The sequence below is a fragment of the Stagnihabitans lacustris genome, assembly GCF_025950525.1.
GTDB lineage: Bacteria > Pseudomonadota > Alphaproteobacteria > Rhodobacterales > Rhodobacteraceae > Stagnihabitans.
On the sequence record NZ_JAPDGS010000002.1, the window covers coordinates 277,980 to 291,911 of the forward strand.

Here is a 13,932-nt window from a genome sequence, read left to right on the forward strand (position 1 = left end):
CCCATAAAACCGGAAAGGTTTCCCCATGAAGACCCTGATCGCCGCCGTCCTTTTTGCCACCATCGCAGCCCCCGTGCTGGCCATGGACCATGCCTATGTGACCACCGCCACGGGCGTCACCGTCGATACCGTGATGCCGGGCGCCGATATCCTTGGCCGCCGTTCGGGCGCTTGCCGCGAAGGCTCGCGCTGCGGCGGCGTCTAAGGCCCGCCGATCCTGAAGGCGGCCCCGGAGTCTCCTCCGGGGCCGCTTTGCTTTGGTCCGCCGGGCTGATAACAAGGCGCAAATCCAGCCGGGGGCGATGATGAGCGACGAACAGACGAGTGACGACAAGCCGGTCAAGGCCAAGCGGCCGCAGCAGGTCTTCACGCTTTTGGTCGAGGTCGGGCGCAAGGCCGATGACGGATTGCCGCCCAAGGCGACGGGGGCGGGCCTTTTGTGCTATGCCTCGGGCGTGGACGAGGAAGAGGCCGTGCGCGAGACCGTGGCCATCCTGAAAACCGCCGACATGGCGCCGCTGGACGTGCAGGGCTATGGCACGCTGGAGGAACGCGAGGCGGCGGGCGACGAGATCGGCGCCGAAGAACGCGCGCTGATGGACCGCGCCCTGGCCGAGAATTCGGTGATCGTGGCCCAGGTGACGCCCTTCTTCGACTGACCTTCAGGGGGGCAGTCGGCGGCCGCCCCCTTCACGCCACGTGGCGCAGCGCGACCCGGCCCAAAAGCGCCAACAGCGGCGGCGTCTCCCAATCGGCCAAGGTCCGGCGCGGGGCCTCGGCGCCCGGGGCGGCATGGGACATCATGCAGCACCCATCCACCAGGATCAGCGCCGGCCGCCCCAGGTCCAGCGCCAGCCCCTCCACGACCGCGCGGCGCTCTTCGCGGTGCGCCAGGCTGCCGTCACACAGCGCCAGGGCCGGCACCAGCGCCTCTTCGGTGCCGCACAGATATTCGACCGAAGGCCCCGAAATCAGGATCGGCTGATCGGTCGACACCAGGATATCCCGGGTCAGGCCGAAAAACGGGCTGCGCAACCGGATCGGGGCAAAGCTGCCGCGGGCGGGCAGGCGGCGCCGGATCAGGCGGCGCAGCGCCACCGGGCCCTCGTCCAGCGTCAGAACCAGGTCGCCGCCGCGCAATTGGCCAGCCGGAACCAGGCCGCGGGGCGTCTCGATCAGGCTTTGCGGCCCGATCCAGGGCGCATGGGCAGGAAGCCGGGCCTCTTCGGTCGCGCCATACCACAGCAGCGCGGGGGCGCGGCGCGCCGTCTGCAGGGCCGGGATCTCCAGCGCCATCGCGCCGACGCCGGGTGCTGCGCGGTCATGGCCGGGCAGGCCGATCACCCGCAGGTCCATCCGCCAACGCCCCGACCGCGACTCAAACCCGAAGGACAGGCGGGCCGTGGCGCGCAGGGCGGGCAGGGCGCCGGGCAGGCGGTGGTTGGCCACACGCTCGCCCCGGCGATGGGTCAGGGTGATGCCCGCCTCGGGATCGGCAAACAGTGCCAAACGATTGTCGCCCTCGGCCTGCAACAGCACGGTGGGCCGTTCCAGCGGCAAGGCGAATTCCACCACAAGAAGCCCCGCCGTCAGATGCGAGGGGCCGGGCGGAAGATCGGTGTCGGACAGCACCCGCCAGGTGGTGGGGCCGATATCTGCTGTGGTCATGCCTGCCTCATGCCCGATCTTGTGCCGGGATCTGCGATGATACTAGCGCGGCGCCGGTGACTTGTCATCCGGCTTTGGCTTGGGCACAAAGGCGGAATGGACGCCATTGATCTCACCGCCCGCCTCATTCGCTGCCCCTCGGTCACGCCGGACGAAGGGGGGGCGCTGGTTTTGCTGCAAGAGCTGCTGACGGGGGCGGGGTTCGAATGTCACCGCGTCGACCGCGGCGGGGTCAGCAACCTGTTCGCGCGTTGGGGCCAACGGGGGGCGAATAAATCCTTTGGGTTCAACGGCCATACCGATGTCGTGCCAGTGGGGGACGCTGCGGCCTGGACGCATGATCCCTTTGGCGCACAGGTCGTGGACGGGGTCATGTATGGCCGCGGGGCCACGGATATGAAGTCGGGCGTCGCGGCTTTTGTCGCGGCGGCGGTGGATTTCGTGACCGCGACGCCGCCCGATGGCGCCGTGGTGATCACGATCACCGGCGACGAAGAGGGGCCCTCGGTCGATGGGACGGTCGCTTTGCTGGACTGGATGGCGGCGCATGGCGAAAAGATGAGCCACTGTCTTGTGGGCGAGCCGACCTGCCCGAACGAGATGGGCGAGATGATGAAGATCGGCCGTCGCGGGTCCATGACGGCCTGGTTCACGGCCGAGGGCGTGCAGGGCCATTCGGCCTATCCGCACCGGGCGCGGAACCCGATGAGCGCGCTGGTGCGGCTTTTGGGCCGGATCGACCGGCCGCTGGACGAGGGGACGGCGCATTTCGACGCCTCGACCCTGGCGATCACCACGGTGGATTGCGGCAATCCGGCGACCAATGTGATCCCGGCCAAGGGTCAGGCGACGGTCAACATCCGCTTTAACGATGCCCATTCCGGGGCAAGCCTGACCGAATGGCTGCGCGCCGAAGCGGCGGCGGTCGAGGCCGAAACCGGGGTAAAGATCGGGATGCGGGTGTCGATTTCGGGCGAGAGTTTCGTGACCTCTCCGGGGGCGTTCACCGAGCTGGTGGCAGGGGCAGTGGCGGCAGAGACGGGGGTGCGGCCGGTGGCTTCGACCTCGGGCGGGACGTCGGATGCGCGCTTCGTCAAGGATCATTGCCCGGTGGTCGAGTTCGGCCTTGTGGGGCGGACGATGCACCAGGTCGACGAATCGGTGCCTGTGGCGCAAATCGCGCAGCTGAAGGCGATCTATGGGCGGATCTTGCGGGATTATTTCGCCTGAGGGATGGGGCGGGGGCTGGCGGGTTGCGGATGGGGCCGGGAGGTCACGGGCTCTCGGTTTCAGTCGAGTGTTGCAGAATGGGCGCGAAGGGGGAAGCCCTGTGGTGCCGTAGGGGGCGGTGCCGTGCCGTTTCGTGGGGTGACATGCCGTGCCTCTCTACGCGGTGAGGTCCTTGCAGGCTGGGCAATGGTGTGACGGGTTTCGCCTTGGGCTATGCCGGCTGAAGCTGTGGACGCTTTGAGGCATTGAATGGATCGCGCCGGCTTCGTCGCCGACCGGCTGCTGTTCAAGTGGCCGATTGCGGATGATATCATTCGGAATGCGGGTGCTCGCGGAAAGCGGCGTCCTGTTTTGCTGGCTGGGCAGTGGTTTGGTGCGTCATTTTTGGCATTGCCATCTGAGCGGGCGCCTTTGGACAGCGGGCTGACCGCGGTTTCCTGCCGTTCTGGCCCCGCGTGTTTTGGGCGCAGTTTCTGGTTTTGCCGTTGGGGGGCCTGCGGAAAGCGGGCTGACAGTGGCGTCCTGCCATGCCGACCGGGTGCGGCTCGGCGAGGTCTTTGCACTCTGCCGGGCGGCGCAGTGCCGGACAAAGGGCTTGAGGGGTCTGACGATGGCCGCGATTTCGCGACCGGGGCGGAGCCTACGACAGGTGGGCTTTCCTCGTCGCGCGGCCCGGTCTATGACGATGCGCCAATGACAGGGGGAGCCCATGAGCCTGACGATTGCCGAGACCCGCGACATTGCCCTGTGCCGGCGGCTGCGGCGCGAGGTCTTCATCGAGGAGCAGGGCGTGCCCGAGGCCGATGAGGTCGATGACTTGGACGAAGTCGCGATTCACCTTCTGGCCGAGGAGGGTGGCGCGCTGGGCTCTGCCCGGCTGTTGATCCAGGGCGACACCGGCAAGATCGGCCGGGTCTGCGTCCTGCAATCTGCCCGTGGCCGTGGGATCGGCGCGGCCCTGATCCGGGCCGCGGTCGACAGATTCCGCCTCATGGGCCTGGCCCGGGCCAAGCTGGGGGCCCAGGTTCATGCCCTGGGCTTTTACGAGGCGCTGGGCTTTGAACCCGTGGGCGAGGTCTATCAGGACGCCGGGATTGCCCATCGCGACATGGTCTTGCCCCTAGGCCGCGAGCCAGGCGGGCTCTGATCGGACCTCGGTCCGTGCCTTTTGGCCTTGGCCGACCGAGAACTGACCGACGATCCCTTCAAGGCCGATCGCCTCGTGTTCCACCGCCCGCGAGGCGGCGCCGCTTTCCTCTGCCATGGCGGCGTTTTGCTGCGTCACCTGGTCCAGCTGCGCGACGCCAAGGTTGATTTCATGCAGCGCCCTCGCCTGCTCGCGCGAGCCTTTGGCGATGTTCGACACCAGTTCCGAGATTTGCACCACCTCTTTGACCACGGCCCCCAAGGCGCTGCGGGCCTGGTCGACCTGCTGCACGCCGCGTTCGACCTGGGCGGCCGAGGCGCTGATCAGGCCCTTGATCTCTTTCGCGGCGGTCGATGACCGTTGCGCCAGCGCCCGCACCTCGGAGGCGACGACCGCAAAGCCGCGGCCCGCATCGCCGGCCCGTGCCGCCTCGACCCCGGCGTTCAGCGCCAGAAGGTTGGTCTGGAAGGCGATGTCGTCGATCACCCCGATGATCTGCGAAATCTGCGCCGAAGAGGCCTCGATCTCGTTCATCGCGGTCACGGCGCCCATCACGATGGTGCCGCTGTGTTCGACCTCGGACCGGGCGCGCTGCACCACGTCCTCGACCTCGCGGGCATTGTCGGCGGCAGAGGTCATGCCCCCCGTCACCTCCTCAAGGGCGGCGGCGGTTTCCTCCAGCGTGGCGGCCTGGTTTTCGGTCCGGGTGGCCAGGTTCTCGGACGCGCGCGACAGGTCGGCCGATTGCGCGCGGATCGAATCGCTGACCTCGACCACCTGGCGGATCGACTGGCACAGCTGCCGGGCGGCCTGGTTGAAATCCTGGCGCAACTGGTCATAGCTGCCGCTGAAGACTTCGGTGATCTGGCCGGTCAACGTGCCTGCGGCCAGGCCGCGCAGCTCGGTCCCCATGCGGGTGATGACCTGATCCGCTTCGGCTTGGCGCGCCTTTTGTTCGGCCATCATCGCCACGACCCGTTCGGACACGCGGTCGATGTCGCGGGCAATGGCGCCGATGTCGTCGCTGCGGGTGATCGTGCCGATCCGGTATTCGAAATCGCCATTGGCCACCTGATCCAGCGCGGCGCGCAGCCGCGTCACCGGCCTGACGATCATCTGAGTCACTTTCCAGGCCGAAAAGCCCATCAGCAACAGCATGACCAGAGCCCCCCCGGCGCCGACGAACCGGAACTTCAGCATCGTCGCGGCATTCCCGCTCTGGACCCGGGTGCTGATCGTCTCGACCTCTTCGGCGATGCCCTCAAGCTCTACCTCCAGGGCCGAGAAACTGTCCATGAAGCCCGCAAGCTGCGCCTTGCCCATGGCGACATCCTGCAAGGCAATATCGACTGTGCTGCGTGCCGTCTTCATATAAGTGTCGACAAGCGGCTTGGCATTGTCGACCCGCGCACTGAGTTCGGGAAAGACATCCAGCGCCTGCAAAGCCCCAAACGTGGCTTCGAACCCACCTATGGCATCGTTCAGCGAGGCCTGCACCTCCGCCTTTTCCGCCGGAGTGCCATTGGGACCGACCAGAAGCGCCCGTATCGTGGCGGCCTCGATCCCCTCATGATACATGTCTGTCGTCACGGTATGCCGCGTCACCTGACCCAAAGTGACCTGCTGGTCATAGCTGATCGAGGCCTCATGGAAGGTCAGCGCCCCCAGCCCGGCCATCACAATGACCGCCAGCATCGAAATCGCACTGATCAAGAAAAGCGAGCTTCGAATCGAAATTGTGCGCAGCATGTCCTGTCCCTTTGACGTCCAGGGGCAAGGCTAGCCTCTCAGGTCTTAACAGGCTGCAAACGTCTGCACGATTTCAGCCCCGCTGCGGAACCGGCGGGCAAAAGGCATCGCGCAGGGCCGAGACGATCTGCACAACCTCGGGCCGGGCGATGGAATACAGGATCATCTTGCCCTGGCGACGGCTGCTGACCAGCCCTTCGGCACGCAGCCGCATCAGCTGTTGCGAAACAGCGGGTTGCGACCGCCCGACCGCTGCGGTCAGGTCGGTGACATTGCGTTCGGCGCCCACAAGGCAGCACAGAATATCAAGCCGCCCCTCGTGGCCAAGGGTGCGCAGCAGGGCGACGGCCTGGCGCAGGGCCTCTCCTTGGCCGGCGGGATCGAAAGACTGGGCGGAAACGGCTGGGTTCGACATGGGCCACCTTTTGCACCGATCATAGTCATGTATTCAGGCTTTGCAATACGTCTGTGCCGGCTCTCGACAGTTACGGGGGCGGTGGCTAGGGTCGCGCACCGTGTCCGCAAGCCGAAGGCCCCCGATGTCCAAACCCGTCCTGTTGCAGCTTTGCCCCTTTCCCGACTGGGTTCAGGCCCCCTTGGCCCAGACCCATGAGGTCATCCCGCTGCACATGTCGCCCCTTTCGGACGCCAAGCTTTTGGCCGACATCGCCCCGCGGGTCCGCGCCATCGCGACCCATGGCGGCCTGGGCGTCCCATCCGAGATCCTGGCCGCCTGTCCCGCGGTCGAGATCGTGGCGATTTTCGGCGTGGGTTATGATGCGGTCGACCTGCAGGCCTGCCGGGCGCGCGGCATCCGTGTCACCAACACGCCCGATGTCCTGACCGAGGATTGCGCCGACCTGGCCGTGGGGATGCTGATCGCGCTGGCGCGGGGGATCGTCAAGGCCGAGGCCTTTGCCCGCGGACCCTGGACCCGCGCGAGTTTCCCCCTGCAGCGGCGGGTTTCGGGGATGCGGGTCGGCATCCTGGGCCTGGGGCGGATCGGGGTGGCCGTGGCGGAACGGCTGGCCGGCTTTGGCTGCGACATCGCCTACAGCGCGCGCAGCGACCGCGGCAACGGGCTTGCCTTTGTCCCCGATCCGGTGGAACTGGCCGCGCGCTCCGAGGCGCTGATCGTCACCGCCCTGTCCAATGCCGAAACCCGCCATATCGTCGACGCCAGGGTTCTGCAGGCGCTGGGGCCGCGGGGGTTCCTGATCAATATCTCACGCGCGGCCTGTATCGACGAAGCGGCGCTGTTGACCGCGCTGGAGACGGGGGCGATTGCCGGCGCGGCGCTGGATGTCTTCGAGGGCGAACCGAACCTGGACCCGCGCTTTCTGGCGCTGCCGAATGTGGTGCTGCAGCCGCATCACGCCTCGGCCACGACCGAGACGCGGCAGGCGATGGGCGCGCTGATGCTGGCCAACCTGGCCGCGCATTTTGCGGGCGCGTCCCTGCCGACGCCGGTGGTCTAAGTCAGGCCCCGGGCGACGCGGCGACAGCAGGGCGCTGCGATGACAAGCGCCGACGCCCCGAGGCCGTGACCTTTTCGCGCAAAGAGGTTGCGTCCGACCCAAGCCTTTGCCTATCCTGCGCTTATTCGAACGCGCCACAGGATAAACCATGACCTTTGCCCAATCCGTCAAAACCTGCCTTTCCAACTATGCCACCTTCTCTGGCCGGGCGAGCCGGTCGGAATATTGGTGGTTCCAGCTGTTCTTCTTTGGCGTGATCTTCCTCCCAAGCTTCATCGGGGGCTGGTTCCTGGGCATGGCCGGACCCACGGCAGGCGGGGCAACAGAGTTCGATATCCTGACGAGCAGCCCCTTGGCTCTTGGAGCCTTTGTCCTGGCCGGCCTGATCTTCCTGGCCCTTTTGATGCCGATCTGGGCCGTCGCGGTGCGCCGCTTTCATGACCGCGACCTGTCGGGCTGGGTCTTTCTGGCCCTGGTGCTGGTGGGGTTCATTCCCGCCGTGGGCTGGCTGGCCTCGATTGGCTCTTTCGTGATCACCGTGCTGCGGGGCACGCCTGGGCCGAACCGGTTTGGCGTCGATCCGCTGAACCCCTCTTCTGCCGATGTCTTCACCTGAATGCGCGCGGCGGCGATCCTCTTGACCCTGGCGCTGTCCATGGGGGCGCTTTCGGCTGGGGCCGAGAACGCGCCGCTGACCCCGCCCCGCACCGCGGCGGGTGAGGCCCTGGCCCAAGACCTGACCGCCCGCGGCATCGACACGACCCTGACCTATGCCGCCAGCGCGCAGAACATCGCCAAGCCGAAACCGCCCCCCCCGCCCGAAGCCATGGCGCTTCCGGGCGGCAATCTTAGCGTGTTTTGGGTGCTGGGCGCGGTGGCCGTGGCGCTTGGGGTCTGGTTGCGCTTTGGCGGGGCGGGCATCCTGACCCGCCGCGCGCCCACCGAGGGCACGGCGCCGCAGGTTCCCGCCCATTGGCAGGTCGAGGCCGATATCCCCGCCGCCTCGCTGCTGGATCAGATCGCCGCGATGGAGGACCGGTCTGCCGCCCTGGTCCGCCTGCTGCGCCATTGCCTTCTGCAGGCGGCCGAGGCGACCCGCACCCGCTTGGCCCGGGCCGATACCGAACGCGAGGCCTTTGCCCGGTTGCCCGGCGACAAGCCGGCGCTGGCGGTGATCCTGCAGGCGGCGGAACTGGCCCATTACGGCGGCCGCCCGGTCAGCGACGCGGGCTTTGCCGCGGCCCTGCAGGCCGGACGCGGGCTTTTGGGGGCGCGGCATGGCTAAGGTCCTGGGCCCGCTGGCCATTGTCCTTTTGCTGGTGCTGGGCTTTGCCTTTCTGACCTGGGGCGGGCGGGATGACATGCGCGGGCTGGATGCCTCGGTTCTGGGCACCGACGGGGTGGCTTTGGTGCTGGACAAGGCCGGGATCGCGGTCAAGGTGGCCAGCCCCGGAAGCGCGGTCAAGGCCACAGACATCGACCTGACCATCGTGCCGCTTTACGACATGGACCTGGAAGACGACCGGCCCGAGACCCTGGGCGACACGACCTTGCGCACCATGGCCTACTGGCAGTTTCACGGCAAATTCTATGACAACAAGGGCCTGGTGGCCCTGCCGAAATGGCGCTGGGCTGCGGCGCAAAAGGCCATCGCGGCGCCCGAAACCGAAATCCCGCTGGCCGATTACCCCAAGCTGTTCACTCAACTGGGGCTGGAGGGGCTGAAACTGACCCGCGCCGCGCCCGCTTTTGTCCGCGACGACGACGGCTTTGGCCATGACATCGCGGTGTTCCAGCCGCAAAGCTTTGTCGCCTCGTCCTTGCCGGCGTTTTGCAAGACCTGGGGCTGGCAGGGGCCGGCGCTGATCCTGATCCGCTGCGCCGAAGAGGATTACGCCGAGGTCTATTACCTGTCCGACCCCGATGTGATGAACAACCACGGGCTGACGCTGGGCGACAATGCCGCGGCCTTCACCCAGATGGTGCGCCTCTTGCTGGATATGCCCGACCCGCTGGTCTATCTGGACCGCCTGGCGCCGGATTACCGAACCTATGACTCCGAGGGCGTGCCCTATGAACGCACGCCCGATGACCTTTTGCGGTTCTTCAAGCCGCCCCTGGGGGCGATCTGGGCCATGTTGTCGATCCTTCTGGCGCTGTTCCTGTGGCGGGGCGGCACAAGGTTCGGCCCCCTGCGCCGCGCCGAGGACGAAAGCCCCGAACGCTCTCGCCGCGAGTCGGTGGCGACGCGGGCGCGGCTGATCCGGCTGACCGGGCAGGATGCCGCCATGGTCGCCGACTATGTGAAAACCGACCTGACCCGCATGGCCGAGGCCGCCTTTGGCGCGGGCCGCGGCGAGGTTGGGCGGCTTTTCCCCCTGCTTGCGCGGCGCAATCCGACCCAGGCCGAGGCCTTTCACCGCCTGGCCCAAGACCTGATGCGCGGGCTTCCCCTGGCGCCTGCGGCGCTTCGGCGCCAGCTTGACACCTATCACCAGCTTCAAAGGACTTTGACCCATGGCGATGACGCTTGACGACTTCCGCAGCCTGGCAGGCCAGGTCCGCACCGCCATCGGCCAGGTCATCCGCGGCCAAGAGCCGCTGATCGACGCCGTCCTGACCGCGATCTTTGCCCGCGGCCATGTGCTGCTGGAAGGCCCGCCCGGCACGGCCAAGACCCTGTTGGCGCAGTCGCTGGGCCGGGCCGTGGCGCTGCAATTCGGCCGGGTGCAGTTCACCCCCGACCTGATGCCGGGCGATGTGCTGGGGGTCAACCTGTTCAACTTTCAGACCAATGCCTTCACCCTGACGCGGGGGCCGATCTTTACCGACCTGCTGTTGGCCGACGAAATCAACCGCGCCCCGCCCAAGACCCAGGCCGCGCTGTTGCAGGCGATGAACGAGCGTGAGGTGACGATCGACGGCGTCACCCATCCGCTTGGCCCGAATTTCACCGTGATCGCGACGCAAAACCCGATCGAGAGCCACGGCACCTATCCCCTGCCCGAAGCGCAACTGGACCGGTTCCTGTTCAAGCTGGTCGTCGATTTCCCCGACAAGGCGGCCGAGATCGCCATCCTGCAGGCCGGCGCCCCGCGGCCGGACCTGATCGCGCCGGTCCTGACCGCCGAGGCGCTGGCCGAGGGTCATGCCCTGATCCAGTCGATCCGGCTGGATGCCACGATCCTGACCTATATCGTCGACCTGATCCGCGCGACGCGGGTCGACCCCGAGGTCCTGCACGGCGCCTCGACCCGGGCGGCTTCGGCACTGGCGGGGGCGGTGCGGGCGCGGGCCGCGCTGGATGGGCGGGATTACGGCCTGCCCGACGATGTTCAGCGCCTGTTCGTGCCGACGCTGCGCCACCGCATCGTGCTGGGGCCCACCGCCGAGATTGAAGGCCGCTCGTCCGATGATGTCCTGACCACGATCCTGAACCGTCAGGACGCCCCGCGCTGATGCGGCCCGGGGTCCGCCTTCTGGCGCTGGTGACGGGGCTTCTGGCCCTGTCCATCCTGCTTTTGGTGGGGGCGGGGGTGGACAGCGTGACTGTCGCGGCGATCTGGGGGGCGCTGGCGCTGATGGCGGTGCTGGACATGATCGCCACGCCTCCGGGGCGGCGGCTAAGCCTGACGGCCGACCTGCCGCCGCATGGCTTTGCCGGGCATGACGTGGCGCTGACCCTGACGCTGACCGGGCCTGCGACCAAGGCCTTGGCGCTGCGGGTGACGCATGGCCCGGGGCTGCAGGCGCCGCGGCCCGATGGTGTCACCGAACGCAAACTGACGCTGCCGCTGACGATCCTGCGGCGCGGGGCGCATCGGGTGACGGGGCTGGAGGCGCTTTACCCCTCGCGCCTGGGGCTGTTTGACATCATCGCGCGCTGGCCGCTGGATCTGACTGTCACCGGCCTGCCTGACATCCACCCGATCCTGTCGGGCGCGATCCAGACCCAGGTCCTGCCCTTGATCGAGGGCAGCCATGCCATGACCCTGCGCGGCGAAGGGTCCGACTTTCACCAACTGCGCGACTTTGTGCCGGGGATGGACCGGCGGACAATCGACTGGAAGCGGTCGGCCCGGATGCGCAAACTGGTCAGCCGCGAGACGCGGGCGGAACGCAACCACCAGATCGTCATCTGCCTGGACACCGGGCATCTGATGGGCGCGCGGCTGGGGGCCTTGGCGCGGTTGGATCATGCGATCCATGCCGGGCTGGCGCTGACCTGGGCGGGGGTGCTGGCGGGGGATGTGATGGGCTTTTTCTCGTTCGGGCCGCGGCCGGGGGCCTGGTTGCCGCCCTTGCCGGGGCAAAAAAGCTTTGCCCGCATCCGCGCGCATGCCGCCGACCTGACCCAGGACGACGCCGAGACCAATCACACCCTGGGCCTGACCTCGCTGGCGGGGCATTTGAAACGGCGGACCCTGGTCATCGTGTTTTCCGACTTCAGCGACAGCGTCACCGCGGAACTGCTGGTCGAAAACCTGACGGTGATGCGGCGCCAGCACCTGATCCTTTACGTGTCGCTGCGTGATCCCGACCTTGACGCGCTGTCCACCCCCACCGCGCCCGGCCTGACCCCCATCGCCGCCGCCATCGCCGCCCGCCGCATGGCGCGTGAGCGTCAGGCCGTGCTGGACCGCCTGCAACGGCTGGGCATTCTGTGTCTGGATACGACGCCGGGCGACCTGACGCCGGCGCTGATCTCGCGCTACATGGATATCAAGGCGCGGGAGATGATATGACCGACCAACTGCGCTCCGCCCGCTTCCGCACCGAACGCGAGCCCGCCTGGGCCCGGGCCGAGGTCCTGGTGGCCAAGGCCGAAAAGGGCGTCGCCCATATGACCTATGCCGAGGTGCTGGAGCTTTCGGACCTGTATCAGCAGGTCGTCAACGCCCTGTCGGTGGCCCGCGCGATTTCGATGGATGCCGCGCTTCTTGCCTATCTGGAGGCGCTGTCGGCCCGGGCCTATCTGGTGATCCATGCGCCCCAGGAAAGCCTGTCGGGCCTGGTGGGCAAGCTGTTCGCCCGCGACATTCCCCAGGCGGTGCGGCGGTCTTGGGCGGCCATCCTGATCGCCTTCCTGGCCCTGGCGCTTGGCGCGGTCACGGCCGCCGTCCTGGTGGCCCAGGACCCAAGCTGGTTTTACACCTTTGTCCCCCCCGGCATGGGCGATGGCCGCACGCCCGACGCGGGGGCCGATTACCTGCGATCCACCCTTTTTGACACCGAAGGCCAAGAGGGCGAGACGCTGTCCACCTTTGCCTCGTTCCTGTTCACCCATAACACCCAGATCGCCATCATGATCTTTGCCGTGGGGATCTTCGCGCTGATCCCGTCCTTTGTGCTGACCTATTACAACGGGCTGATCATCGGCGCCTTCTGGATGGCCTTTGCCCGCAATGGGCTGGGCTACGAGGTGACGGGCTGGCTGTCGATCCATGGCGTGACCGAACTGACCGCCGTCGTCATGGCCTGCGCCGGGGGCACGCAGATGGGGCTTGCGGTGATCAACCCCGGCGACCTGACGCGCCGCGCGGCGCTCAAGGCGCGGGGGCGCGATGCGGTGCGGCTTTTCGGGCTTGCCGCGATCATGTTGATCGTGGCCGCGGTGGTCGAAGGCTTTTTCCGCCAGATCGTGCAGTCGACCGAGGTCCGCCTTGCCATCGGCTGGGGCATCGGCGCGGCCTGGGCGGCCTGGCTGACCCTGGCCGGGAGGCGGGCATGAACCTGACCAAGACCGCGGGCGTCAAGACCCTGCACCAGACCCCGCCCGAGGGCGTGCCGATCCCCTTCCGCATCGCCTCACGCGGGGCGCGGTTCGGGGCGCAGGTGCTGGATATCCTGATCACCTGGACGGCGGCTTTCCTGATGCTGTGGGCGCTGTTGTGGCTGGATGTCCTCAGCTGGGAGGCGCTGTTTGCGCTTTTGGTGCTGACCTTTTTCCTGATCCGGGTGCCTTATTACATCCTGTCCGAACTGGTCTGGAACGGCCGCACCCTGGGCAAGCGCATCTTGCGGCTGCGGGTCATCAGTCTGGATGGGCGCCGCCTGACGCCGCATCAGATTGTCGCGCGCAACCTGATGAAAGAGGCGGAAGTTTTCCTGCCGATCGAGACGCTGCTATATTCGACCGAGGTTGCCACGGCCTTTGACGGGCTGATCCTGCTCTGGATGCTGGGGGTTCTGGCGGTGCCCTTCCTGAACAAGCCGGCGCAGCGGTTGGGCGACATGCTGGCCGGAACGGTGGTGGTGGAAAACCCGCGGCTGCGGCTGATGCCGGACCTTTCGGTCACGCGCACCGCGCCCGAGCTGGTCTTTACCCAAGCCCAGCTGGACATCTATGGCCGCCACGAATTGCAGGTCCTGGAACAGATCCTGCGCAACCGCCCCAAGGCCAAGGCCGAGCTGAAGAACCTGGACGACGTCACCTGCGCCATCTGTCGCCGGATCGACTTTGCCCCGGTGCCGGTCGAACAATGGGATTTCCTGCTGGAGTTCTATCGCCAGCAGCGCGCCTATCTGGAAAGCCGCAACCTGTTCGGCGACCTGCGCACCGACAAGAACCACAAGAAGCCCTAGAGCCTGTCTGACGCAGACCAAAGCTCTAGCCCTTTCCCTATCGCCTGCCTTTCGACAAAACCGAAGGCCACTTTT

General features: G+C 67.2%; 15 protein-coding genes. 12 read left to right on the forward strand and 3 right to left on the reverse strand.

Annotated elements, in window-relative coordinates; genetic code table 11:
- Window positions 1–25 precede the first annotated feature (25 nt).
- Complete coding sequence (locus NX862_RS05940) at window positions 26–205, forward strand: hypothetical protein (protein ID WP_264492964.1); 180 nt, start codon at window positions 26–28, stop codon at window positions 203–205.
- Between the two features lie 100 nt (window positions 206–305).
- Window positions 306–659: a DUF8846 family protein gene (locus NX862_RS05945; RefSeq protein ID WP_264492965.1), complete on the forward strand. Its 354-nt coding sequence runs from the start codon at window positions 306–308 to the stop codon at window positions 657–659.
- A gap of 31 nt (window positions 660–690) precedes the next feature.
- Here NX862_RS05945 and NX862_RS05950 read toward each other — a convergent pair whose 3' ends face one another.
- Window positions 691–1,668 (reverse strand): Hint domain-containing protein, encoded by a 978-nt coding sequence (locus tag NX862_RS05950; protein ID WP_264492966.1) that lies wholly within the window; start codon window positions 1,666–1,668, stop codon window positions 691–693.
- A 96-nt stretch (window positions 1,669–1,764) separates the two neighbouring features.
- Between NX862_RS05950 and dapE the strand changes: the two genes are divergently transcribed.
- Together dapE and NX862_RS05960 are read left to right on the forward strand one after the other, a co-directional pair.
- Window positions 1,765–2,898, forward strand: coding sequence for a succinyl-diaminopimelate desuccinylase (dapE, locus tag NX862_RS05955; protein WP_264492967.1), 1,134 nt, complete (start codon window positions 1,765–1,767; stop codon window positions 2,896–2,898).
- A 709-nt stretch (window positions 2,899–3,607) separates the two neighbouring features.
- Entirely contained in the window at window positions 3,608–4,045 is a 438-nt protein-coding gene (locus NX862_RS05960; protein ID WP_264492968.1) for a GNAT family N-acetyltransferase, read from the forward strand.
- On the opposite strand, the gene NX862_RS05965 is transcribed toward NX862_RS05960, so the two are convergent.
- A complete protein-coding gene (locus NX862_RS05965; RefSeq protein ID WP_264492969.1) occupies window positions 4,019–5,794 on the reverse strand; it encodes a methyl-accepting chemotaxis protein in 1,776 nt (591 codons plus the stop codon). The two genes, NX862_RS05960 and NX862_RS05965, sit on opposite strands and share 27 nt — an antisense overlap.
- A 73-nt stretch (window positions 5,795–5,867) precedes the next feature.
- A complete protein-coding gene (locus NX862_RS05970; protein WP_264492970.1) occupies window positions 5,868–6,209 on the reverse strand; it encodes an ArsR/SmtB family transcription factor in 342 nt (113 codons plus the stop codon).
- Window positions 6,210–6,333: 124 nt separating this feature from the next.
- Between NX862_RS05970 and NX862_RS05975 the strand changes: the two genes are divergently transcribed.
- The 8 genes from NX862_RS05975 (at window position 6,334) to NX862_RS06010 (ending at window position 13,857) form a co-directional block, all read left to right on the forward strand.
- The gene (locus tag NX862_RS05975; protein WP_264492971.1) at window positions 6,334–7,272 is read left to right on the forward strand and encodes a 2-hydroxyacid dehydrogenase; all 939 of its coding nucleotides are present in this window, start codon (window positions 6,334–6,336) and stop codon (window positions 7,270–7,272) included.
- 148 nt (window positions 7,273–7,420) lie between these two features.
- Window positions 7,421–7,888, forward strand: a complete 468-nt coding sequence (locus tag NX862_RS05980; RefSeq protein WP_264492972.1) for a DUF805 domain-containing protein — start codon at window positions 7,421–7,423, stop codon at window positions 7,886–7,888.
- Window positions 7,889–8,557, forward strand: coding sequence for a DUF4129 domain-containing protein (locus NX862_RS05985; RefSeq protein WP_264492973.1), 669 nt, complete (start codon window positions 7,889–7,891; stop codon window positions 8,555–8,557). It abuts the gene before it with no gap.
- The gene (locus NX862_RS05990; protein ID WP_264492974.1) at window positions 8,550–9,806 is read left to right on the forward strand and encodes a hypothetical protein; all 1,257 of its coding nucleotides are present in this window, start codon (window positions 8,550–8,552) and stop codon (window positions 9,804–9,806) included. Before NX862_RS05985 ends, NX862_RS05990 begins: the two co-directional genes overlap by 8 nt.
- Window positions 9,790–10,731, forward strand: coding sequence for an AAA family ATPase (locus NX862_RS05995; protein WP_264492975.1), 942 nt, complete (start codon window positions 9,790–9,792; stop codon window positions 10,729–10,731). Before NX862_RS05990 ends, NX862_RS05995 begins: the two co-directional genes overlap by 17 nt.
- Window positions 10,731–12,017, forward strand: coding sequence for a DUF58 domain-containing protein (locus tag NX862_RS06000; RefSeq protein WP_264492976.1), 1,287 nt, complete (start codon window positions 10,731–10,733; stop codon window positions 12,015–12,017). The genes NX862_RS05995 and NX862_RS06000 overlap by 1 nt, the downstream gene beginning before the upstream one ends.
- On the forward strand, window positions 12,014–13,003 hold the full coding sequence (locus tag NX862_RS06005) for a stage II sporulation protein M (RefSeq protein WP_264492977.1): 990 nt from the start codon (window positions 12,014–12,016) through the stop codon (window positions 13,001–13,003). Before NX862_RS06000 ends, NX862_RS06005 begins: the two co-directional genes overlap by 4 nt.
- A complete protein-coding gene (locus tag NX862_RS06010; protein ID WP_264492978.1) occupies window positions 13,000–13,857 on the forward strand; it encodes an RDD family protein in 858 nt (285 codons plus the stop codon). The genes NX862_RS06005 and NX862_RS06010 overlap by 4 nt, the downstream gene beginning before the upstream one ends.
- The last annotated feature ends 75 nt before the right edge of the window (window positions 13,858–13,932 follow it).

Bases quoted from the DNA above. Each gene is read 5' to 3' on its own strand.
- NX862_RS05995 (WP_264492975.1), top strand. From the start codon at position 9,790: ATGGCGATGACGCTTGACGACTTCCGCAGCCTGGCAGGCCAGGTCCGC.
- NX862_RS05950 (WP_264492966.1), bottom strand. From the start codon at position 1,668: ATGACCACAGCAGATATCGGCCCCACCACCTGGCGGGTGCTGTCCGAC.
- NX862_RS05975 (WP_264492971.1), top strand. From the start codon at position 6,334: ATGTCCAAACCCGTCCTGTTGCAGCTTTGCCCCTTTCCCGACTGGGTT.
- NX862_RS06010 (WP_264492978.1), top strand. From the start codon at position 13,000: ATGAACCTGACCAAGACCGCGGGCGTCAAGACCCTGCACCAGACCCCG.
- NX862_RS05940 (WP_264492964.1), top strand. From the start codon at position 26: ATGAAGACCCTGATCGCCGCCGTCCTTTTTGCCACCATCGCAGCCCCC.
- NX862_RS05945 (WP_264492965.1), top strand. From the start codon at position 306: ATGAGCGACGAACAGACGAGTGACGACAAGCCGGTCAAGGCCAAGCGG.
- NX862_RS05990 (WP_264492974.1), top strand. From the start codon at position 8,550: ATGGCTAAGGTCCTGGGCCCGCTGGCCATTGTCCTTTTGCTGGTGCTG.
- NX862_RS06005 (WP_264492977.1), top strand. From the start codon at position 12,014: ATGACCGACCAACTGCGCTCCGCCCGCTTCCGCACCGAACGCGAGCCC.
- NX862_RS05965 (WP_264492969.1), bottom strand. From the start codon at position 5,794: ATGCTGCGCACAATTTCGATTCGAAGCTCGCTTTTCTTGATCAGTGCG.
- NX862_RS05980 (WP_264492972.1), top strand. From the start codon at position 7,421: ATGACCTTTGCCCAATCCGTCAAAACCTGCCTTTCCAACTATGCCACC.
- NX862_RS05985 (WP_264492973.1), top strand. From the start codon at position 7,889: ATGCGCGCGGCGGCGATCCTCTTGACCCTGGCGCTGTCCATGGGGGCG.
- NX862_RS06000 (WP_264492976.1), top strand. From the start codon at position 10,731: ATGCGGCCCGGGGTCCGCCTTCTGGCGCTGGTGACGGGGCTTCTGGCC.
- NX862_RS05970 (WP_264492970.1), bottom strand. From the start codon at position 6,209: ATGTCGAACCCAGCCGTTTCCGCCCAGTCTTTCGATCCCGCCGGCCAA.
- dapE (WP_264492967.1), top strand. From the start codon at position 1,765: ATGGACGCCATTGATCTCACCGCCCGCCTCATTCGCTGCCCCTCGGTC.
- NX862_RS05960 (WP_264492968.1), top strand. From the start codon at position 3,608: ATGAGCCTGACGATTGCCGAGACCCGCGACATTGCCCTGTGCCGGCGG.